This window comes from Micromonospora sp. AP08 (assembly GCF_008085935.1).
Taxonomy (GTDB): domain Bacteria; phylum Actinomycetota; class Actinomycetes; order Mycobacteriales; family Micromonosporaceae; genus Micromonospora; species Micromonospora chersina.
On record NZ_VSEZ01000002.1, the window covers coordinates 415,516 to 434,022 of the forward strand.

Consider the following 18,507-nt stretch of genomic DNA (forward strand, 5'->3'; position numbering starts at 1 on the left):
AGGACATCAGAGGCCCGAATCCCTCACCATCTGCTTGACCAGAAGCGGATACGGGCACGGCGTGACACCTCAGGGCCCGCGCCTCTCGACCCGGGTCCACCCGATCCAGCCACGCTCGGCAACGAGCTCCCGTAGCCGCGCGACGACGGGGTGCGCGGCGTCGGCGAACGAGTCCATCAGACGCACGAACGCCGCGTCGGGCGTGAACTCGTCCTGCTGGTCCAGCTCCCCGTTGGCCGCCGCCTGCTCGAACAGCTCGCTCATCAGGTCGGCCGTCTCGCGCAGCAGCTCCTCGTCCTCCCAGTCGTCCGCGATCCGACCGATGAGCTGGTAGAGCCGGACGACCTTCGGGTTGGCCAGCTGGGCCACCTTCTCGACCATGAGCGCGGGTATCACCTCCGGCCACCGCGCCGCCATGAGGATCCACGCGTCGCGTTCCGCCTCGATGAGGGCCCCCGCCGCTCCGATGGCGCGTAGTCGGTCGAGGTAGTCGAGCACCTCCGCAGGCACGGCCAGGGAGTCGCCGCCCCCGAGCCGGGCGATGCGCCGCCGGTGCTCCTGCAGCGCGCGGATCTGCGTCCGCAACCGCCGGTCGATCTCGGTGGTCGCGGCGGCGAACGTCTCTGGGTCGGCGTCGAGGAGCTCGCTGACCCGGGCCAGCGGGACTCCCGCCTCGGCGAGAGTCCGGATCCGGATGAGTCGCACGACCGCGGCCGCGTCGTAGCTCCGGTAGCCGGAGGCGTCGCGCTCCGGCTCCCGAAGCAGCCCGATCTGGTGGTAGTGCCGCACCGCGCGGATGGTCACCCCGGCGTAGGAGGCCAGCTGGCCGATCGTCAGCATGACCTCAGCCTGCATGGCCAGGGCCCGTCGTCAACTGATCTTCCGGCGGTAGATGGTCATGGCGACGCCATAGGCGACGACGAGGAGGCCGGCACACCAGGCGAGGGCGATCCAGATGTCGCCGCCGACGTGCTGCTGGGCGAACAGGTCGCGAAGCGTGTTGACGATGGATGTCACCGGCTGGTTCTCGGCGAAGGCGCGCACCGGGCCGGGCATGCTCTGCGTGGGTACGAAGGCCGAGCTGACGAACGGCAGGAAGACGAGCGGGTACGAGAACGCGCTCGCGCCGTCCACGGACTTCGCGGTCAGGCCCGGGATCACAGCGAGCCAGGTCAGGGCCAGCGTGAACAGCAGCACGATGCCAGCGACCGCGAGCCAGGCCAGCGCGCCGGCCCCCGAGCGGAAGCCCATGAGGAGGGCGACCAGCACCACCACCACGACCGAGATGAGGTTGGCGACCAGGGAGGTCAGCACGTGCGCCCACAGCACGGACGAGCGTGCGACCGGCATGGACTGGAACCGCTCGAAGATGCCGCTCTTCATGTCCAGGAACAGCCGGTACGCGGTGTAGGAGATGCCCGAGGCGATCGTGATGAGCAGGATGCCGGGCAGCAGGTAGTTCACGTACTTGTCCGACCCGGTCTGGATCGCGCCGCCGAACACGTAGACGAACAGCAGCATGAAGGCGATCGGCATGATCGCGGTCGTGATGATGGTGTCCGGGCTGCGGCTGATGTGACGCAAGGACCGCCCCAGCAGGACGAGGGTGTCGCCGAAGAAGTGCCTGTTCATGGGGTTTCCTTGGTGGCTCGTGCGGTCGAGGTGGGGGCTCCTGCGGTGCTGTCGTCGCCGACGATGGCGAGGAAGACCTCCTCGAGGGTCGGCTGCTTCTCGACGTACTCGACCTTGGCGGGCGGGAGCAGCCGCTTGAGCTCGGGGAGGGTGCCGTTGGCGATGATGCGCCCCTGGCGCAGGATGGCGATCCGGTCGGCGAGCTGTTCGGCCTCGTCGAGGTACTGCGTGGTGAGCAGCACCGTCGTGCCCTGCCGGGCGAGTTCCCGGACGGCCTGCCACACCTCGAGACGCGCCTGTGGGTCGAGCCCGGTCGTCGGCTCGTCGAGGAAGATCACTGGTGGGTTCCCGATGAGGCTCATCGCGATGTCGAGGCGGCGGCGCATGCCGCCCGAGTACGTCGACACCTTCCGGGTGGCCGCGTCGGTCAGTGCGAAGCGGGCCAGCAGGTCGTCCGCGATCCGGCCCGGGTCCCGCAGGTGCCGCAACCGGGCGACCAGCACCAGGTTCTCCCGCCCGCTGAGGATCTCGTCGACGGCCGCGAACTGCCCCGTCAGGCTGATCGACTCCCGCACTCTCGCCGCCTGCGTGACGACGTCGAAGCCGTTGACGCGGCCCGTCCCCGCGTCCGGCTTGAGCAGCGTGGACAGGATCCGCACGACCGTCGTCTTGCCCGCCCCGTTGGAGCCGAGCAGGGCGAAGATGCTGCCCCGCGCCACGTCGAAGTCCACGCCGCGCAGGACGTGCAGCTCTTTGTATGACTTCTCCAGGCCCTGGACCTGGATCACAGGCCCGCGGACCTGCTCGCTTGTCATCTGGAGATTCATGGACATGGCGCCAGCATGCGGGGTTGACGCTGCGTCAAGGTCAAGCCCCATGGCAGGACGTCTGCTCAGATTCCGGGGGTGGCGTCAAGGCTCATCCACCGCTCGCTCATTCGGGGTGGCAGTACCTTCGGCACGGAGCGCCCCGGATACGCGGCCCGTAGCGACCGGTCGGCGGCCGCTGGGGACGTCCAGTCATGGTTGGTTGATCGCGCCGGGCGGGCCTCGCACGAGGTGCTCCCAGGGGGCGCGAACGTCAGTAGGCGGGCCCTAAACTTGCGGCTCGTGACGACATCCCTCACTCCGGTCGAGGTGGCCTTCGCGCTGTTGCGGGAGGGCCGTATGGGCGACGCCGAGAACCTGATGACGCGCGAGCTGCAGGCGGCCGCGGACAGACACGGTCACGGCAGCCCGCAATGGGCCTCGGCCCAGTGCGACCTCGGCAACGTGCTGCTCAACGCCGATCAACTCGACCGCGCGGTCGAGTGCTACCGCCGCGCCGTCTCCGCGACGCCACGCGATCACGAGTCCCGCAAGGACCAGTTGACCTACCGACTCAATCTGGGCATGGCACTGCGCATGGCCGGACGACTCGACGAGGCCGAGGCCGAGTTGCGCCAGGGCGTTCAGGAGCGGCTCGCCTTCTACGGTCGCGAGCATGCCGGGTACGCGTTCGGTCTCGAACCGCTGGCGGACCTGCTGCGGCAGCGTGGCGACGTGGCAGGTGCCCGGCAGGTCATCGAGGAGGCGGTGGCTAACCTGTGGCGCAACGGGCACGAGCGGGTGGCCTCCGCGCTGGCGCTGCGAGCAGCGATTGTGCACGCCGGCGGCACCCGCGAACCGCTCTTCGTGGGCCTGCAGCAACTGCCGGACGAGGTCGTCGAGGAGGTCGGGCAAGTCGTCACCCAGATGCTGGACCACGACCCGGCATCCAAGCCCCTGCTCACCGCCCTGGTCGCCGCCTTGGAGGAGCGGCTCGGCATTGACCACCAGGCGACGCTCAACGCTTTGTCCACGCTGGCCAACCTCGGCCGCGACCTCGGCGACCAGGCGGGTCGGATAGATGCGATCGAGCGCGTGCTCGCTTCCTACGACCGCCAGGGCCGGCAGGAGGAGGCGCTGATGGCAGCGCTCGGCTTGGCGATGGCTCAGGACGAGACCGGCGATGCCGAGACGGCGCTGCGCACGTACGCGTCGGCGTATGCGAGGGCGGAGCGCATCGGTCGTCCGGAGCTGCGAAGTCAGGTGCTGCGCAACTGGGGTCTCGCGCTGAAGGAGGCCGGCCACGTAGGCCTCGCGGAGCAACGGCTGACCGAGGCAGTCAACCAGGCGCGCCGCGGCACCGACCGTGAACCGGTCGGGCGGGCCTGCATTGCCCTCGGTCTGTTCCTCCAGCATGAGGCGCGGCTGCCGGAGGCCCGCACGGTCCTGGAGGAGGGCCTGGCCGTCATGGACCCCGTACACCCGGACGCGATCATCGGCCGCAGCCACCTCGGCGCGGTCCTGGATGGCCGCACCTGCGGGTGTGGCGACATGGCGGGCACGATCGCCGACGCGTTCCGCGAGTTCGTCATCACCAGGCTCCCCGCGGACCTGCTCGACCGCCTCGACGTGGCGATCGTGGACGGCGACTTCAAGATCGAAGTCGGGCTGCGGCGAGAACCGACCCAGGGCGAGCTCGATCGGCTCAACGAGGTCTTCCAAACCGCTCACGCCGAATTCCGCCACCGGATCAGCGAGCCCCGCTACGCCGGCTGACCGCCCGACCGCCGTTCCAGTACCCGGCTATCGGCACGCCACCTCGCCGGGATCACACGCACTGTTCTCGGCATGGCCGGGTGCGCCCCACCTGCCGAGCAGCCAATGCCCGACCAGGGGCTATGACAGGGCCGCGCTAGCCCCGTTCAACGAGTCTGGCGAGGTTAGCCAGGGCCGTGCGCGTGCCCGTCTCGTTGTCCTCCGCCGGGATCGCGTCGGGAATGCCGTCATGCACGACGACGACTTCGGTGCCGCCGTCTGCATCGGTGAGCGTCGTGGTCATGGTCATCGCGCCGCGCAGCGCGGGATCGTCGGTCTCGAACTCGACCACCTCGACCACCTGCTGGTCGGGCACGATCTTGACGAAGTGGCCGTGGTAGCTGTCGGTGTGTGCCGTCGACTTGCCGGTATTGTCTGGCGCCTCGTAGGTGAGCGAGACGCGCAACGAACCGCCCTCGCGCGCGTCGAACTCGTGCACGTGGCCGCTCATGCCGGTGGGCACCCGCCACTTGGCGACCGCGGCCGGGTCGAGCAGTGCCCGATAGACAGCTGAGCGCGGTGCCTTGACGAGTTGGGACACCTGGGTCGAGTACATAAAGGTGAATCTAGTGCCCGGCGCTCGGGATCGACCTGCACTCACATCGGCTGAAGTCGTGCCTCCGCGATGCACGATCAGCGGCATGAGTAGCCCTGTGTCAGGCGGCGGAGGCGAGGACGGCCTGCAGAGCTCAGTTGCGGGTGGGGTCGTAAGCGACGCCGTCTTGCCAGAAGCTCGCTCGCCTCGGCGAGGTCGATGTTATGGACGAGGGTGACACCGGCTGTGAACCACGTGCGGGGCGGGCGACGAGGCCGGCCCGAGCATGCGGTCCACAGCCGGCGAGCGTCAGAGCTGCCGAAGGATGGCCACCTTGTCGTACGCGACGGCGACGACGTCCGGCTTCCCGTCACCGGTGACGTCACCGATGGCCACGGAGTCCGCCTGGGGCCCGACCCCGTCGACCCTGTTCGCCGTGTACCCGCCAAGCTTCCCGGTCGACCGCTGCAGATAGACGCTCACCGCGAGCCAATTGTGGTGCGCGACGACCAGGTCCTTGCGGCCGTCACCGGTCAGATCGCCGACGGTGAGGCCAGCCGCACTGTCGTAAGCGGAATATCTGGTCGGCGTCGTGGCGAGCCCACCGGCGCCCTGCGCGAAGACCTGGACGGCGGCGTCCGGAGTGTTGCCGTCAACGCTGGTGACCAGGTCGGCCCGGCCATCGCCAGTCACGTCACCGACCGCCGCGCCGAGGGCGATGCGGCGAGAGCCACTATCGTCCGCGGGCGTCCGGTAGGTCGTCGCCGGCCCGAAGGAACCATCCGCGCGGCGCAGCCGCACCCACGTGCCGTGGCCGTAGAACTGCGCGATGTCGATGCGGGCATCTCCGTTCAGGTCGGCGGCGAACACCTGATCCACGGGTACGCCCGCGATGAGCGGCCCGGTGATCGTCCGATATGCCTGGAAGGCATGCACCGCAGTCTGCCTGTAGATCCTGACCTCGCCCTGCCGCGCGCCGACGACAAGATCCGGCCGCCCGTCCCCGGTCATATCCGCGATCGCCACGTCCTCGGCACCCCCGGAGACCAGCAGCGGCGCGGCGAGGCGCCCGCCCCGCTGAAACAGCACATCGACGCCGGCGGACGACGACATTGCCACGTCCGTGCGGCCGTCGCCGTCGATGTCGGCGACCGCGAGTTGCACGTCGCTGTTGTAACCGCCGTGCGCCTTGATCCTGGTGGGAGCGCCGTAAGTGTGGTCGGCTCGCTGGGCGAAGACCAGCACAGAACTCGTCTGCGTGCCGTCGACGGCATCGATGCCGACCACGATGTCGCGTCGCCCGTCACCGGTGACGTCGGCGACAGCGACGGCGTTGGTCGCGGTCGACCCCGTGGCGAGGTACTTAGCGGCCGCGAATGTCCCTCCACTCGCCGCCTCAGCGGGCATCGGCACCGCCGCCCCGGCCGCTATGGCCAGCGTCGTGGCGATACCGACTCTTACACCTCTGTCCATTATGCCCCCGTCATGTCGTGGCCCTCGATCGATGGCCGTTCACGCGCCACGTGCCCTGATCACCGGCGTTGCAAACCCCTGCCACGCCAACCTCTGGACAGGCTTGCCCGCCCGTAGGTTGGCGTGAATTCCCGGGCACGTCCGGCTCGACCCTGGCTGCTGCCGCCTCCATGACTGCCGGTCGAGCGCCTTGCGTTCGCAGCGCGACCGAACAAACGCTCAACCATGCAGCTCAGCGTCCCCGAGGCTCTACAGAGACGGGCACAATCAGGCCCCGTCCGCGCCCGCAGCGGGCGGGGCCGCCGCAATGCCAGGACCTACGCATTACGAGTCGGTCCCGCAGCGCTGGTCCAGCGTTCGGTCCTCGTGCTCTACGTGGTGTCCCAGTCCGTGATCGTCCGCTCATGTCTGCGGGTTTGGCTGCTTACTTGGCTGCTCGTCGGGCTTGCTGCTGAGTTTTTCGCGGTCCTAGCGGGACCGGGTTGCTCGTGTGATGGATCGCCGGACCGAGCCGGCGATGAAGGCGACTGCGGCGGTGGGGAGGCCAACGCCGATCCCGATCAGGAGCGCCGACGAGTCGCCAGCAGCGAGGGCCACCCCAAAACCAACAGCGACCAGTCCGCCAGCAACGGCGACGACCTGGGCGATGAGACCGAGACGGCGGGCCAGGCCGAGCAGGTTCACGTTCATGCTTGCTGTCCGGCAGGCGGTGGCGGCGACCAGCGCGGCCAGCGCTGTGAGTCCGAGCGCTGCAACTGCTCCGAGGCTTCCTGGCACGGCTGGCAGCGCGATCCGCTGTCCTCGTGCTGCTGACGCGATTGACAACAGGAAGGCACCTGCCGCGCCGAGCAGGAGCAGGCCGCTGAGAACCGCCAGAAGGATGTACATGCGTCTGAGGGCGGCAACGGCGCCGGGCGGGAGAATGGGTCCTGCCGGGTTGTAGCTCATGCCCTGGTGTGTGCTGCTCATCAGTACTTCATCCGCCAGTCCGTGCCATCACCGTCTCTGAGGCTGCCGTCTTCGAGGTCGGTCGTGGTGGATCGGGGCCACGAGCCTCCCGGGTATGGCTCATGGCCTGCAAGCTTCTGTCGCATGCCGCTGAGTGCGTCGACGGTGAGGCCCACGTAGGTCAGGAACGCGACGACGAGGGTGCCGACGAGCCCGATGACCTTGGCGGTGGAAACTCCCGCTCCGGCCGCGGCTGGTGGGGCGCCGACCACGGTCGCGGCTGCTCCGACCTCAACGATGAGTTCGGCGACGAAGGCAGCCAGGGCCACGGCCAGGCCGGCCCACATGGCGACGATACCCCACCCGATTTTCGTCAGGTTCGTGTCGAGGACGTCGGTCAGCTGTTTGATGCCTTCGATGGCGGCTTTCTGGGTCGGCAGTGTCTCGGCGTAAGCGTCGGCGGCCGCGCCCTCCCACTTGTTGTCGAGCTTCATCTGGTCCGGGGTGAGGCGGGTGGCGAGGCCACTGACCGGGCCGCCAACGCGAGTCGTCCAGTCTTCCGCCGCGGAGAGCACCCCTGGTGGCCAGCCAGGGTTGGCCACCACCTTGGTCAGCTCAAGGAAGAGCCGCCGGGTCAGGTCGCGTAGCCGTTCCAGTCGCGGCCGCAGGTCGTCGGCCAGGAACGCAGGCAGTACGACTGCCGCGCGGTTGCAGTTGTCGAACAAGCGCTGCATGTTCTTCTCGACCTGGCCGATGTAGCGCTCGACGCGATCGACCATGTCCTGGAACTCCTGGGGGCCGATCGGGCTGGCCCCTGCAGGCAGTGGGAGTGTCATCCTGTCGCCTCGGTCTCAGTAGATGTTGCGCAGGCGGTGGACGTTGTCGATCTCGTCCTGCTCGTACGCATCGGCGGCAAGTCTCAGCGCGCCCCCCACCTTTTCGAAGTTCGCGCTGCCCTGCTCAAGCAAGGTGACGATCGCCTGCTGGAAGTCCTCGTACACGGCATCGAGGCCGAGCAGGTGCCCCAAGCCTGTGAAGTGGAAGGGCCCAAGTCCCAACCCGGCGGCGTTGCTCGCAGCGGACCTGAGCGCGTCAGCCATCTCAAACCATGTGCCAGAGTCGGCACGTAGCGCCTCGATAGAGGCGACTAGCTGATCCCCCGTGGGTGTGGTCATGCGTTCTCTCCCGTCATGGCCGCGCTCAGCGAATCAGGCCGAGCTTTCGAAGCAGCACCTCCGGCTGCTCGGTCAACCTGCGAAGTTCAGCCGCCGCCGGCGAGCTGCCAGCCGGCTCCCTCGGCAGCGGCGCGCTCCGATGCTGCGCATCCCGCAGCGCGTCCCGGATCGCCAGCGCGATGCGTCCGTGCTCTGCGGCAGCCAGCCAGGCACGGTCGAAGTCGACCGAAAGAAGGGCGCCCTCGTTCGTCATGCGAACCCGGACGGTGCCATTCGGGTTCGTTCCGAGCACTTCCCCGGCCGATCCCGACGCAGATGCCTCACGCCTCGTCAGCTGAGAATCGAAGACGTCGAGCAGAGCCATCAGATCTCTTAGGTTGCTCGCGGACCCCGCCGAGCTTGGGTCTCCCGGTATCCACCGCCCCGAAGCCTCCTGCGAAAACCCAACACCGGCCCCCTCGCTGGTGCCTCCACCGCTGGCCAGCTCAGCCACATCGGCATTGACCTGGCCTCGAGTTACCTGATCAGCGAGCGCGCGCTCGACCGCAGAGGCAACAGCCCGCCCTAGTCCGCCTGGTCCCACCATCGATCGCCAATCCGGCGACAAGTTGACAGCGGTAACCACGCCGTCGGGGTCCAGGGCCACCTCAACCACGAGGCTGTCCTCGGTCGCGGGCCCTTCCTGGAAGCGGCTCGCCAGTTCACTCAGCTCGCCGGCCAGGACAGCCGCGTCAGCGTGGAGGGCCCTCACAGCGTCCAGGTCGAACTCGCCACCGAATCGCATACCTCTCCCCGCGTGATCCATCGACACCGCACCGTATCTGGTCCGGCAGCCACAGCGGGACCCGGGAGCACGCTCAGCCAGCTCCGAAGGTGTCGTCTTGCCGACCACACGCCCGGCCATCGCTCATCGCCAGCTCTCCCCATGCTCACGACGAACCCCGTCGGGGAGAGCCTGGTCGGGTTGTCATTCTGTGTCAGCGGGCATCATCCTGGCACCTCAGGTGCGGGCCGCCCAGCCACTCCTTCCCGTCCGGCAGTGTCGGGCAGCGGCTTAATTGCTGACTCGCTGCTGACCCGCCTACCGGTTTGCGTGATTGACCGTCATCCTCGCGGGCCAAGGGCAGTCAGTGAGTTGAACAGGAGGCTCGTCTGCGTGTCCCTCACCCCCGACACGCCGCGAATCCGCTCCAGAGCGAGATCGAACTCTGACAGCGAGGCGGCCCGCAACTGCACGACCAGGTCCCACATACCGATCGTCGAATGAAGGAACTCAACCTCGGGAAAGCCCCGGATCGCGCGCACGACGTCTTGGCCGCCGTTCGGTTCGATCGAAACCATCCACGCCACGGATGGCGTCACGGTCGACGTCGTTGCTCAGCTGGATCGTGAACGCCTCGATCACCCCCGAGTCGCGCAACCGCTCGATGCGCGCGGCCACCGTGGACCGGTTGACACCCAACTCACGCGCGAGCGCCGCCACCGGAGACCGGCTGTCGACCCGAAGAGCGGCGATGAGCCTGTGGTCCAAGTCATCGAGCATGCAGACCGCCCAACTACGTCATACACAATGCCGCGCGACCAAGCACAATGCGCGCTCACTGCCGATTGCCCCACCACATCGCCGGTACACACGCTCAGACTGTCCGTTTCCCAGCCAGCCTGAAGTGAGCACCCATGCACGTCCCGACCCCCCGAAGGCCAGTACTCACTCACTTCGCCGCCCGCGCCGGTGATCACAACAACCGCGCGATGCAGGGATCAGGGATGATCGCCACCGAACTCGCGACCCGCCTGAACATCGACCCCTTCGTCGTCGGAACACCCGAGCCCGCACTCTGCACGAACTGGGACGCCGAGCTCGCAGCCGCGGAACCCGCACTTCAGGCGATGGCCCAACAGTACGAGCGGATCTTCCGCGACGGCGGACTGCCGATCACCGCGCTGAGCCGATGCGCCGTCGCACTGGCCACCCTGCCGATCGTCGCCAGGCACCGCCCCGACGCAGTCGTCGTCTGGTTCGACGCGCACGCCGACCTCAACACACCACAGAACACGACGACGGGCTACCTGGGCGGCCTGGCCTTGAGCGGGCCACTGGGAATGTGGAACTCCGGTCTCGGCGACGGCCTCAAGCCGGAAAACGTCATCCTCTGCGGGGCCCGCGACATCGATCCACCCGAGCAGTCGCTCATCGACCACGACGTGATCACACTCGTCGAGGCCGGTCCCAACCTCCCGGCAAGACTGCAGGCCGCGATCGGCGGCCGCCCGGTGTACGTACACATCGACTGCGACGTTCTGCAACCCGGCATCGTGCCGACCGACTACCTCGTGCCCGGCGGCCTCACGCTGAACGACCTCAGCGCGATCGCCGACATGTTCGCCCTGCACGAACTCGTCGGCATCGAGATCGGCGAGTTCGAGGCCGGACAGGACGCGACGGGCGCCCTCGTCCAACCCGGGCCCCTGCTCGACGCTCTTCGACCGCTGCTCGACACAAGCTGGTGTTCCCCACGGCTGGCATGAGCGGCCGGCGCGGTCGGTCGCTGCTGCTCGCGGGCTTGGCCGCCCTACAAGCCAGAGTGACGCCGCACGTCCGTCAGGGAACGGCCCGGTCGCCGGCATGAGTGTCCGGTGGCTGCCCCCACGGGGTGGCGTCTCCGCACACCGCCGCCAAGAGGGTTTCGAGCAGCTCGCGGGTGTGCGGCTCGTCAAGAACCTCACCAATCCACGCAGCGGAGTCGGCGCGCTTCGGGGAGCGAGCATTTGGCGTCAGCCAGTCGGTGGCGGCGACCTCGATGATGTGCCCGAGTTGCGCGATGAGCATCGAGAAGTGGCCGGGCCGATTCACCATCGCGGGTCCAGCGGCCTCCCGGTAGGCGTCAATCAGGGCGCGGGCTCGGCCCGGATCGACGCGGGCGAACTCGAAGAGCACACACCCGAGCTCCTGACTCGGATCAGCCGGCCCGCTGTTCTCCCAGTCGATGACGCACACTCCACCGTCCGCGGTCGGCAGGACGTTGTCGGCCCACAGGTCGCGGTGGCAGGTCCGCAGCGTCTGGGGCGGCTCGATCCAGGACTCCAATGCGACCAGCTCATCACGCAGATCGGCCAACTGGCCGGCAAACGGCGCCCGCGCTTCCACAAGCTGCTGAACCAGTTGGTCCCAGCGATCGGCGCCGACCGGTTCGCGATACCACGGGTCCAGCGGGCCGGGCTCAGTGACCGGTACGCGGTGAATGGCAGCCACCACCGCGCCCACCAGTCCTGGGTTGAGACAGGGGTCGGGGGCCTTCACGTCGACCCACTCGTACACCCTGACCTGCCTGCCTCCCACGGTGGCGAAGACGCCTCCCTCCGTGGTGCGCCGCACCTGAGGCGTCGGCACGCCGGCGGAGTAGGCCGCTTCCTGGAACACTGTCGCCAACCGCACCTCGTCCTCACCGGACTGGTGAAACGGCACCTTCACCGCCCACCTGCCGTCTGCCGTCTCCAGCCGCCACACGACGCCTTGCCTGCCCCGCGCGACCGGCCCGTCCGACAGCCTCGCGGCCCCGCCAAGAGCAAAGCGTCGCGCGAGGTCCACGGCATCCACCAGGCCACTCCAGCACATCTCCAGCAGCAGGACCAGTACCGATCTCGACAGTCGAGGGCATCACCGCCCCCACCAGCGCAAGTCACGGACGCTGATGCCTTCGGGTCCGCCGAAGTGGTCACCGAGCAGGAAAGCCTGGTCAGAGTGTTCCCGGTGGGATTCAAGTCCCAGCTTTCAGGATCCATGCCGACGCCAGCACGGCACCGCCCAGAGCCACACATCGATGCGACGACACCCTGGCGGCTGACGTCGGCGGGATCCAGACGACAACCGGCACCAGCCAAGCGGGGAGCAGCGAAACTTGACCCCTTCGGTGTTCACTGGGAGGTCACACCAGGCCGCTCGCCCGCATCACCGCAAGTCAAAGCCCTCGTCCCTGTCCCGCGTCGGAGAGCACTTCGACCGCGGTGAGCACTTCGCCAGCCTGCACCCAATCTGCTCCCCACATGCAAGGCCCCGGCCACCTAGCAGCTGCTTACGACCCTGACCCGCGCATACTCCCTGCCAGGCAACATAGAGCACCGTCGACTGGTGCGAAAAATAGCTGAGCACTCCGTGTGAAGCAGGACGCCGCACGAACTCTGACCTGCGTGAACGAGAACACGCAGGTCGCAGTGGGTGCAGTTGGGTGCCGTTCAGCACCGTTGGGTGCCGTTCAGCGCCGTTCACTGCACCTACTTGCTCCCGACCTGCTCCCCAATCTCAGGCCGCGAGACCGGCGGCACTTGGTCGGCTGGCACCGTCGTTCGTCGCGCACGACCCGGGCCCGTATCGGCGCCGGACACGGGATGTCGAGCCCTCCCCTACGGCGCGGACGCGCCTCAGCTCACCGCATGCCGAAGCTCCCACCTCGCTCCCCCAGCATCGGCCAACCGGCTCACCGAGGCCACCGTCACCGTTTCCTGGCCAGTCAAGACTGCGGCCCGTCCGGTGCCCCGGCCGGGCAAAGAACCCACGTCACCACCCGCCCGCCCCGCCGGAGGAACAAGGGGCGGCTATCGGCCCGCCCCGAGCGACAGATGTGCACGTTGGGGATGACCCCGTGAAGCTGCGGATGAGCGGGATGTTTGCTCGGTCCGGACGGGATGCGAGGCTGAAGGCGTGGCTTCCCGACCGACGTACACGTGGACAACCCCCGGCTGCCCGGCGGCTTGGTACGCACCTTGGACGCGTCGGTGTATCTGAAGACCAGCGAAAGCGCGGTGGAGTGTCACGGGACTGGGCTCACCCTGCGGCAGGTCGATGACATCCTCGCCCAGGTGGAGAACGCCGCCGGGTTTCTCGACTCGTACGCCCCGGACGGCCGCCAGTCCCTGAGCCGGCGTGACGCCCGCCCGCCGGTGACGCCCGTATGAGCTTGGTGTCGGCGTTCGTACCGATCTGGATCCTTACCGCGGTCGGCTACGCGGCCTGTCGTTGGGGGCTGCTGGGCGAGGCGGTGGCGTCGGTGCTCGGCCGGTTCGTGTTCCATCTTGCGATGCCGTCCGCCCTGTTCCTAGCCCTGTCCCGAATGCCGCTCTCCGGGTTCGCCGGCCGCTCACTGCTCGCCTTTGCCGTGAGCACGGCCGCGGTCATCGGGTTCGGGTGGGTCAGCGCGAGCTGGCTGTTCGGTCGCGAGCCCGGCGAACGGCCGATCTGGGGCATGGCCGCCGGGTACGTGAACTCGGCGAACCTCGGCATCCCGATCGCAACGCAGGTTCTCGGCAACGTGTCGTTCCTGGCGGCGGTGGTGCTGCTGCAGGTGCTGGTGGTGACGCCCGTGATCCTGGTCGCCCTGGACCGGCACAGCGACCCGGCCGGGCGGGTACGGGTCCGCCGTATCGCCTCCCTGCCGGTACGCAACCCTGTGATCCTGGCGTCGCTGCTCGGTGTCGCGTGCTCGGCTGCCGGCCTGCATCTGCCGTCGGCGGCCGGCGCGTCGCTCACCCTGCTGTCCGGCGCCGCGGTTCCGGCCGCCCTGGTCGCGCTCGGCGCGTCGCTGCACCGCACGGCGCCGTCGCGGGCAGAGCCGCCCGAGCCGGCCGAGCTGGCCGTGATCACCGCGCTCAAACTCGTCGCACAGCCGGTCATCGCGTACGCGGCCGGGCTGGCCTTGCACCTGTCCGCGCCGCAGTTGCTCGCCGTGGTGGTGTGCGCGGGCCTGCCCACAGCGCAGAACACGTTCATCTTCGGCCAGGAGTACGGCGTCGGCGAGGCGGTGGCCAACCGGACGGTGGTGGTGACCACGACGCTGTCGCTGGCCACCCTGGCCGCGGCGGCGGCGCTGCTCGGGTAGGTCCGCCAGCTGACTCGTCCAGCAATCATGGTGAACCACGCCGACCACGGCGCTGGCGAACAGGTCTGCAGCCACGATCATCGCCTGATGATGCGGCAGGCGATCTCGATGCCGTACTGGCCGTGAGAGCGCGCCCGCCGGCAGCGGGGCGGTGTGCTGTGTTGGGTCGGCACGGACGGTCCAAGACGTTCGGCCGATCGTGGACGGCCGCGGTGTAGGCCCGCCGGGGCTGGCACCGTTGGTGTTGAGGCCACCGGTGCGCTCCGTGGATATCGGGCGCTAAGTCCCGGGTTCAGGCGGTGCCGTGTTGCACCGGATAGTGGATGACGACCGCACCGCCGGTGGCGTAGTTGGCGACATCGGCGGTCACTTGCCGGCCCTGTGGCGACGCCCTCGCCGCGGTCATTGCCGCGGCGTCGGCGAACTCGGCTTCGAAGACCGCGAAGTACGGCGTCTCTCCCTGCGTCGCTGCCACGTCGAAGCTGTAGCGCCACGCCAGCAGGCCGGGCAGGCGGGTGACCAGCGGAAGGTGGTTGGTTACGTAGTAGTCGCGGAAGTGGTCAGGATCGGTGGGCGTGGGATACAGGACCAACAGCTTGTGAGTCGAGCCGTTCGAGTCGGGGCACGGGAGGCCACCAGAATCAGCGAGTCGTTCGGTTCCCTGGTTCACGGGTGTTTCCTTCCAGCCAGCCGGTGATGAGTGGGACGGTGTCACTGAGGGTGTCGACGCGGTGGTGTGCGCCGGCGAGCTCGTCGTCAAGGTGGGTGGTGCGTACCGCGACCACTGTCATGCCGGCGGTTCGGGCTGCTTGGACGCCGGCAGGAGCGTCCTCGATCACCAGGCAGTCGGGCGCCGTCACGTCGAGGAGTTGAGCCGCGCGTAGGTAGCCCTCCGGATCCGGTTTGCCGCGGCGGACCTGGCTGCTGTCGACCAGGACCGGAGGGTCGGGTAGCCCGCCTGCGCGCAGGCGTTGCAGGACGGTGGGCGTTCGGCCTGAGGTCACGACGCCCCACCGCCGGTTCTGCAACAGGCGCAACACTGCGGCGGCGTCGGGGTACACCGGAAAGCCGTCGCCTTCGTTCGCCATGAATTCCCGGATCAGCGAGTATTCGGCGGCGGCGTCGAGTTGTGGCGCTACGGCCTGGATGGTGTCGACGGGCCGGCGGCCGTGGGTGTGCGACCAGACCAGGTCCGGGTCGAGGTTGCGGTGGTCGGCCCATCGGCTCCAGATCCGGCGGTACGCGGGGTACGAGTCGACGAGCACGCCGTCGACGTCGAACAACACCGCCTTGTCGTTCGCGCCCGCACCGATGTCGTGGAGGTGATGGAGCCCTTCGTGCGCGACCTGCCGCACCATCCACCGGACGGTGCGGCGTTCCCCAGGGAGCCGGACAGCTGTCCGGCTCCACTGCGGTTCGCTGATCTCGCTCGTGAGGGCGGCGAACCGGTCGGCATTACGTTCGAGATCCGACCACACCCCGGACGCGGGCCGCCGGCGCACGACGTCGACTGGCAGGTGCTGCAGGCGCCGCCGGTACCGCCCGGGATGGCCGCGGATCAGCCCGAGGGCCGCAGATGGGGTCAGGTCGCCGTATCGCAGAGCGCACGATTCGCAGAAGTGGTCCTCTTCCGGCAGGGGTGGAAGGGCCATCACGCCGCGAGGGCTGGGCAGCAGGCCGACCGCAGTCGCAGCCTGCTCGGCCAGGTCCCTGGTTGTCCCGGGTAGCGGTAAACGTCTCACGAAGCCATCCCCGTCGCTTCGGAAATCGAATCAACGCAGTGGACGCTACTGTATCGAAGATCGAAGCATCAAGAAAGGGCGCAGGCGATGACGGCACCCAGGCCCGGCCGACCGGTACGCGGATCGAGCACCGGGCGACCCCTCATGGCCGCCCTCGATCTGTTCGGCCGCCGCTGGAACCTGCGCATCATCTGGGAGCTGCAGTACGGGCCGGTTGGGTTCCGCGCGTTGCAGCAGCGCTGCGACAACATGTCCTCCAGCGTCCTGAGGCAACGGCTGACCGAACTCCTTGACGCCCGCCTCGTCGCCCAGCAGCCGGACACGGCCTACACGCTCACCGACCTGGGCCACGGCGTCTACCAGGCACTGCGCCCGCTCGCCCGCTGGTCCGACGCGTGGGCCTCAGCCCTGGGCGAGGACGGCGAACAACCGACCGATTCGACATCGACGGGCTCATCAATCCAAGGCTGAACGATGGCGGCGAGCTGCGCCGTCATGGGCCACACGTCAACGACCCACCCGTCGGACGTCACCTCGACATGCGCACGCAGCGGTTCGATGACCTCCGATGGCAGATCCCACGAGTGTTCGAGGAAATCGACCACACCGAACTTCTCCACCAAGTTGACCACAACCACGGCGAGACTCTAGCCAAGACGCCCTGCCGCACCGTTCCATGATCGGCAGGACAGGCTCTAGACGGGCTGAGCCGCAGCGGGAAGCGGAAGCCGCGCGGCGATTCGGAACCCGCCTTCAGGTAGGGGTCCGGCGGAAAGCTCGCCGCCGACCACCGCGACTCGCTCTTGGAGGCCGATCAGGCCGTGTCCGGTCGAGAGGTTTACCGCCGCCTCCGGTCGGACGCCGGAAGCAGCCGCGTCCGTTATCTCCACCAGCAGTTGTTCGTCCCATCTCAGCCGCACTACTGCGGAGGCTCCCGGGCCGGCATGCCGCGCCGTGTTCGTCAATGCCTCCTGAACCGCGCGATACGCCGCGAGCCCCACGCTCGGGTCGACCGGACCGGGGGTTCCCTCCATCACCAAGTCCACCGCGAGACCCGCGCGGCGCATGGACAACAGCAACTCGTCGAGGTTGTCGAGCCCTGGAGGACCTGAAGCGACCGTCTCAGTGTGGGAGGCCTTCGTGTCGGTTGCGATGACCGAAAGCATCCGCCGTAGCTCCTCAACCGCCTGGCGGCCCTGCTGTTCCACGTCGATGAGCGCGCTGGCTGCTCGGTCCGGCTCGTCACGCATTGCAAGCCTCGCCACGGCAGCCTGCATGATCATCAAGGTCACCGAATGCGCGACGATGTCGTGCAGCTCGCGGGATATCCGGGCCCTTTCCTCGGTGACTGCCTCCTCGGCGGCCGTGACCCGCCGGCGCTCCGACGCGGCCAGGCGTCGGCGGCTCCGCCCGGCCCACCGTCCGAGCGCCCACACCCCGCCGACGAACAGGCTGTAGACGATAACGAGACCGAAGAACACACTCTGCCGCCGGCCGGGATCGGACTGACCCTCCAGCAGTGCCTCGTTCGCCGCGATCACCAGAAATGGCGCCAGCCCGGGCGCGATCAGCCACGCACGGGCGAGTTCGGCGTAGGCACCCGCGGTGTAGAGCCCGACGAGGATGCCGAGCACGGGCTGGTAGCCGTCCACCAGCACAGCGCCGATCATGGAGTGCAGCCACACCGCAGCGAACACGCGCGATGGCGCCCGGCGTCGCCACAGCAGAGCGAGCGGACCAAGAGCGGCATATCCGATGAGGAACACGGTGGAGGAATCCGGGCCCGCGTGGCGGGTGAGATCCGTGCCCGCCGTGGAGAAGAGCGCCAGGTCCAGCATCCAGACGGCCAGCGCGAGCAACGCGTCGCGGAACGCCGGCAGGGGTCGCCGGGTGTGGGCAGCCGGCACTGCAGCCGCAGTGGTCATTGCGGGCCGTGCGGTTCGCAGAAGCAGAAGAGAACGCACAGACCGCGGGTGAGTCCGGCGTGCGAGTCGAAGACGTGCTCGGGGTTGCGCGGGCGCCGCTGGATTCGTTCCAGTTCGCTGGCGCGCGTCAGGAGGTCGGCGTCGACGCATTCGATGCCGTCGCGAATGAGTCGCTGGCTGCGCAGTGCCTCCCATAGGTCACCACGGGTCTCGCCGAGCGCAACGGCCAGCGTCGCTGCATCGGCGCGGCCGACCTGCGCCACGTATCGAGAGCTACGTTCAAGTTTCGCGACAGCGGCGAGCGGCTGGCCGTCACCGACCCGGAAGGTGCTCCACTTCCAGACCGGCCGGGCCTCAATGGCAATGTGCGGGCTGAGATCGGTCGGGAAGATCAGGACCTCCGCGTCCAGGTCAGCTTCAAGCAGTCGCGCGGGTGGGTTGGGCACGAGGATGGCGTCAGCATCGACCAGTATGCCGGTGGCGACGTGGCCGGCGACGCGATCGGGAAGGCTGCGGTCCTGGACGGAGACTCTGATGTCGGCGCGGATTGCCGTCTCTGTACACATGCCTGGCCTCCATGAGC

Annotated in this window: 21 protein-coding genes; 5 read left to right on the forward strand and 16 right to left on the reverse strand. The window is 68.5% G+C overall.

Annotated features, from left to right (window positions below; all coding sequences use genetic code 11):
* Positions 1–69: 69 nt before the first annotated feature.
* From FXF50_RS05055 to FXF50_RS05065, 3 genes are read right to left on the reverse strand one after another with little or no spacing between them, the layout of a single operon-like run.
* Positions 70–840 carry a MerR family transcriptional regulator gene (locus tag FXF50_RS05055; protein ID WP_148426034.1) on the reverse strand — a complete coding sequence of 257 codons (771 nt, stop codon included), beginning with the start codon at positions 838–840 and terminating at the stop codon, positions 70–72.
* 30 nt (positions 841–870) lie between these two features.
* A complete protein-coding gene (locus tag FXF50_RS05060; protein ID WP_148426035.1) occupies positions 871–1,632 on the reverse strand; it encodes an ABC transporter permease in 762 nt (253 codons plus the stop codon).
* Entirely contained in the window at positions 1,629–2,465 is an 837-nt protein-coding gene (locus FXF50_RS05065) for an ABC transporter ATP-binding protein (protein WP_148426036.1), read from the reverse strand. The genes FXF50_RS05060 and FXF50_RS05065 overlap by 4 nt, the downstream gene beginning before the upstream one ends.
* A 276-nt stretch (positions 2,466–2,741) precedes the next feature.
* On the opposite strand from FXF50_RS05065, the gene FXF50_RS05070 reads away from it, so the two are divergent.
* Positions 2,742–4,214: a tetratricopeptide repeat protein gene (locus tag FXF50_RS05070; protein ID WP_148426037.1), complete on the forward strand. Its 1,473-nt coding sequence runs from the start codon at positions 2,742–2,744 to the stop codon at positions 4,212–4,214.
* A gap of 136 nt (positions 4,215–4,350) precedes the next feature.
* Here the strand turns inward: FXF50_RS05070 and FXF50_RS05075 are convergent, their stop codons facing one another.
* The 8 genes from FXF50_RS05075 to FXF50_RS29510 form a co-directional block, all read right to left on the reverse strand.
* Positions 4,351–4,809 carry an SRPBCC family protein gene (locus FXF50_RS05075; RefSeq protein WP_148426038.1) on the reverse strand — a complete coding sequence of 153 codons (459 nt, stop codon included), beginning with the start codon at positions 4,807–4,809 and terminating at the stop codon, positions 4,351–4,353.
* 288 nt (positions 4,810–5,097) lie between these two features.
* Entirely contained in the window at positions 5,098–6,261 is a 1,164-nt protein-coding gene (locus FXF50_RS05080; protein ID WP_148426039.1) for a VCBS repeat-containing protein, read from the reverse strand.
* A gap of 468 nt (positions 6,262–6,729) precedes the next feature.
* Positions 6,730–7,230, reverse strand: a complete 501-nt coding sequence (locus tag FXF50_RS05085; protein ID WP_148426040.1) for a hypothetical protein — start codon at positions 7,228–7,230, stop codon at positions 6,730–6,732.
* The gene (locus FXF50_RS05090) at positions 7,230–8,045 is read right to left on the reverse strand and encodes a hypothetical protein (protein ID WP_148426041.1); all 816 of its coding nucleotides are present in this window, start codon (positions 8,043–8,045) and stop codon (positions 7,230–7,232) included. The genes FXF50_RS05085 and FXF50_RS05090 overlap by 1 nt, the downstream gene beginning before the upstream one ends.
* A 15-nt stretch (positions 8,046–8,060) precedes the next feature.
* On the reverse strand, positions 8,061–8,384 hold the full coding sequence (locus FXF50_RS05095; RefSeq protein ID WP_148426042.1) for a hypothetical protein: 324 nt from the start codon (positions 8,382–8,384) through the stop codon (positions 8,061–8,063).
* A 25-nt stretch (positions 8,385–8,409) separates the two neighbouring features.
* Complete coding sequence (locus tag FXF50_RS05100; protein WP_148426043.1) at positions 8,410–8,748, reverse strand: YbaB/EbfC family nucleoid-associated protein; 339 nt, start codon at positions 8,746–8,748, stop codon at positions 8,410–8,412.
* Between the two features lie 740 nt (positions 8,749–9,488).
* Positions 9,489–9,725 carry an Lrp/AsnC ligand binding domain-containing protein gene (locus tag FXF50_RS30220; RefSeq protein ID WP_370464079.1) on the reverse strand — a complete coding sequence of 79 codons (237 nt, stop codon included), beginning with the start codon at positions 9,723–9,725 and terminating at the stop codon, positions 9,489–9,491.
* A complete protein-coding gene (locus FXF50_RS29510) occupies positions 9,658–9,927 on the reverse strand; it encodes an Lrp/AsnC family transcriptional regulator (RefSeq protein ID WP_222865997.1) in 270 nt (89 codons plus the stop codon). Before FXF50_RS29510 ends, FXF50_RS30220 begins: the two co-directional genes overlap by 68 nt.
* Before the next feature lie 224 nt (positions 9,928–10,151).
* Here FXF50_RS29510 and FXF50_RS05110 point away from each other — a divergent pair, with 224 nt between their 5' ends.
* The gene (locus tag FXF50_RS05110; protein WP_222865998.1) at positions 10,152–10,913 is read left to right on the forward strand and encodes an arginase family protein; all 762 of its coding nucleotides are present in this window, start codon (positions 10,152–10,154) and stop codon (positions 10,911–10,913) included.
* 73 nt (positions 10,914–10,986) lie between these two features.
* Here FXF50_RS05110 and FXF50_RS05115 read toward each other — a convergent pair whose 3' ends face one another.
* Positions 10,987–11,982 (reverse strand): phosphotransferase enzyme family protein, encoded by a 996-nt coding sequence (locus tag FXF50_RS05115; RefSeq protein ID WP_187399534.1) that lies wholly within the window; start codon positions 11,980–11,982, stop codon positions 10,987–10,989.
* Between the two features lie 1,124 nt (positions 11,983–13,106).
* Between FXF50_RS05115 and FXF50_RS05120 the strand changes: the two genes are divergently transcribed.
* Together FXF50_RS05120 and FXF50_RS05125 are read left to right on the forward strand one after the other, a co-directional pair.
* Positions 13,107–13,337, forward strand: coding sequence for a hypothetical protein (locus FXF50_RS05120; RefSeq protein ID WP_148426046.1), 231 nt, complete (start codon positions 13,107–13,109; stop codon positions 13,335–13,337).
* Positions 13,334–14,257, forward strand: a complete 924-nt coding sequence (locus FXF50_RS05125) for an AEC family transporter (RefSeq protein ID WP_148426047.1) — start codon at positions 13,334–13,336, stop codon at positions 14,255–14,257. The genes FXF50_RS05120 and FXF50_RS05125 overlap by 4 nt, the downstream gene beginning before the upstream one ends.
* Before the next feature lie 292 nt (positions 14,258–14,549).
* Here FXF50_RS05125 and FXF50_RS05130 read toward each other — a convergent pair whose 3' ends face one another.
* Both FXF50_RS05130 and FXF50_RS05135 read right to left on the reverse strand, forming a co-directional pair.
* Positions 14,550–14,927 (reverse strand): EthD family reductase, encoded by a 378-nt coding sequence (locus tag FXF50_RS05130; RefSeq protein ID WP_148426048.1) that lies wholly within the window; start codon positions 14,925–14,927, stop codon positions 14,550–14,552.
* Entirely contained in the window at positions 14,899–15,999 is a 1,101-nt protein-coding gene (locus FXF50_RS05135) for an HAD family phosphatase (RefSeq protein ID WP_148426049.1), read from the reverse strand. The genes FXF50_RS05130 and FXF50_RS05135 overlap by 29 nt, the downstream gene beginning before the upstream one ends.
* 144 nt (positions 16,000–16,143) lie before the next feature.
* On the opposite strand from FXF50_RS05135, the gene FXF50_RS05140 reads away from it, so the two are divergent.
* Positions 16,144–16,470 carry a helix-turn-helix domain-containing protein gene (locus FXF50_RS05140; RefSeq protein ID WP_148426050.1) on the forward strand — a complete coding sequence of 109 codons (327 nt, stop codon included), beginning with the start codon at positions 16,144–16,146 and terminating at the stop codon, positions 16,468–16,470.
* 224 nt (positions 16,471–16,694) lie between these two features.
* On the opposite strand, the gene FXF50_RS05145 is transcribed toward FXF50_RS05140, so the two are convergent.
* Together FXF50_RS05145 and FXF50_RS29190 are read right to left on the reverse strand one after the other, a co-directional pair.
* A complete protein-coding gene (locus tag FXF50_RS05145; protein ID WP_187399535.1) occupies positions 16,695–17,924 on the reverse strand; it encodes a sensor histidine kinase in 1,230 nt (409 codons plus the stop codon).
* A complete protein-coding gene (locus FXF50_RS29190; protein WP_187399536.1) occupies positions 17,921–18,490 on the reverse strand; it encodes a hypothetical protein in 570 nt (189 codons plus the stop codon). Before FXF50_RS29190 ends, FXF50_RS05145 begins: the two co-directional genes overlap by 4 nt.
* Positions 18,491–18,507 lie beyond the last annotated feature (17 nt).

Coding starts and splice junctions, on each gene's coding strand:
- FXF50_RS05080 (WP_148426039.1), bottom strand. CDS start 6,261: ATGGACAGAGGTGTAAGAGTCGGTATCGCCACGACGCTGGCCATAGCG.
- FXF50_RS05075 (WP_148426038.1), bottom strand. CDS start 4,809: ATGTACTCGACCCAGGTGTCCCAACTCGTCAAGGCACCGCGCTCAGCT.
- FXF50_RS05125 (WP_148426047.1), top strand. CDS start 13,334: ATGAGCTTGGTGTCGGCGTTCGTACCGATCTGGATCCTTACCGCGGTC.
- FXF50_RS05060 (WP_148426035.1), bottom strand. CDS start 1,632: ATGAACAGGCACTTCTTCGGCGACACCCTCGTCCTGCTGGGGCGGTCC.
- FXF50_RS29190 (WP_187399536.1), bottom strand. CDS start 18,490: ATGTGTACAGAGACGGCAATCCGCGCCGACATCAGAGTCTCCGTCCAG.
- FXF50_RS05090 (WP_148426041.1), bottom strand. CDS start 8,045: ATGACACTCCCACTGCCTGCAGGGGCCAGCCCGATCGGCCCCCAGGAG.
- FXF50_RS05140 (WP_148426050.1), top strand. CDS start 16,144: ATGGCCGCCCTCGATCTGTTCGGCCGCCGCTGGAACCTGCGCATCATC.
- FXF50_RS05145 (WP_187399535.1), bottom strand. CDS start 17,924: ATGACCACTGCGGCTGCAGTGCCGGCTGCCCACACCCGGCGACCCCTG.
- FXF50_RS05055 (WP_148426034.1), bottom strand. CDS start 840: ATGCTGACGATCGGCCAGCTGGCCTCCTACGCCGGGGTGACCATCCGC.
- FXF50_RS05095 (WP_148426042.1), bottom strand. CDS start 8,384: ATGACCACACCCACGGGGGATCAGCTAGTCGCCTCTATCGAGGCGCTA.
- FXF50_RS05085 (WP_148426040.1), bottom strand. CDS start 7,230: ATGAGCAGCACACACCAGGGCATGAGCTACAACCCGGCAGGACCCATT.
- FXF50_RS30220 (WP_370464079.1), bottom strand. CDS start 9,725: ATGGTTTCGATCGAACCGAACGGCGGCCAAGACGTCGTGCGCGCGATC.
- FXF50_RS29510 (WP_222865997.1), bottom strand. CDS start 9,927: ATGCTCGATGACTTGGACCACAGGCTCATCGCCGCTCTTCGGGTCGAC.
- FXF50_RS05110 (WP_222865998.1), top strand. CDS start 10,152: ATGATCGCCACCGAACTCGCGACCCGCCTGAACATCGACCCCTTCGTC.
- FXF50_RS05100 (WP_148426043.1), bottom strand. CDS start 8,748: ATGGCTCTGCTCGACGTCTTCGATTCTCAGCTGACGAGGCGTGAGGCA.
- FXF50_RS05065 (WP_148426036.1), bottom strand. CDS start 2,465: ATGTCCATGAATCTCCAGATGACAAGCGAGCAGGTCCGCGGGCCTGTG.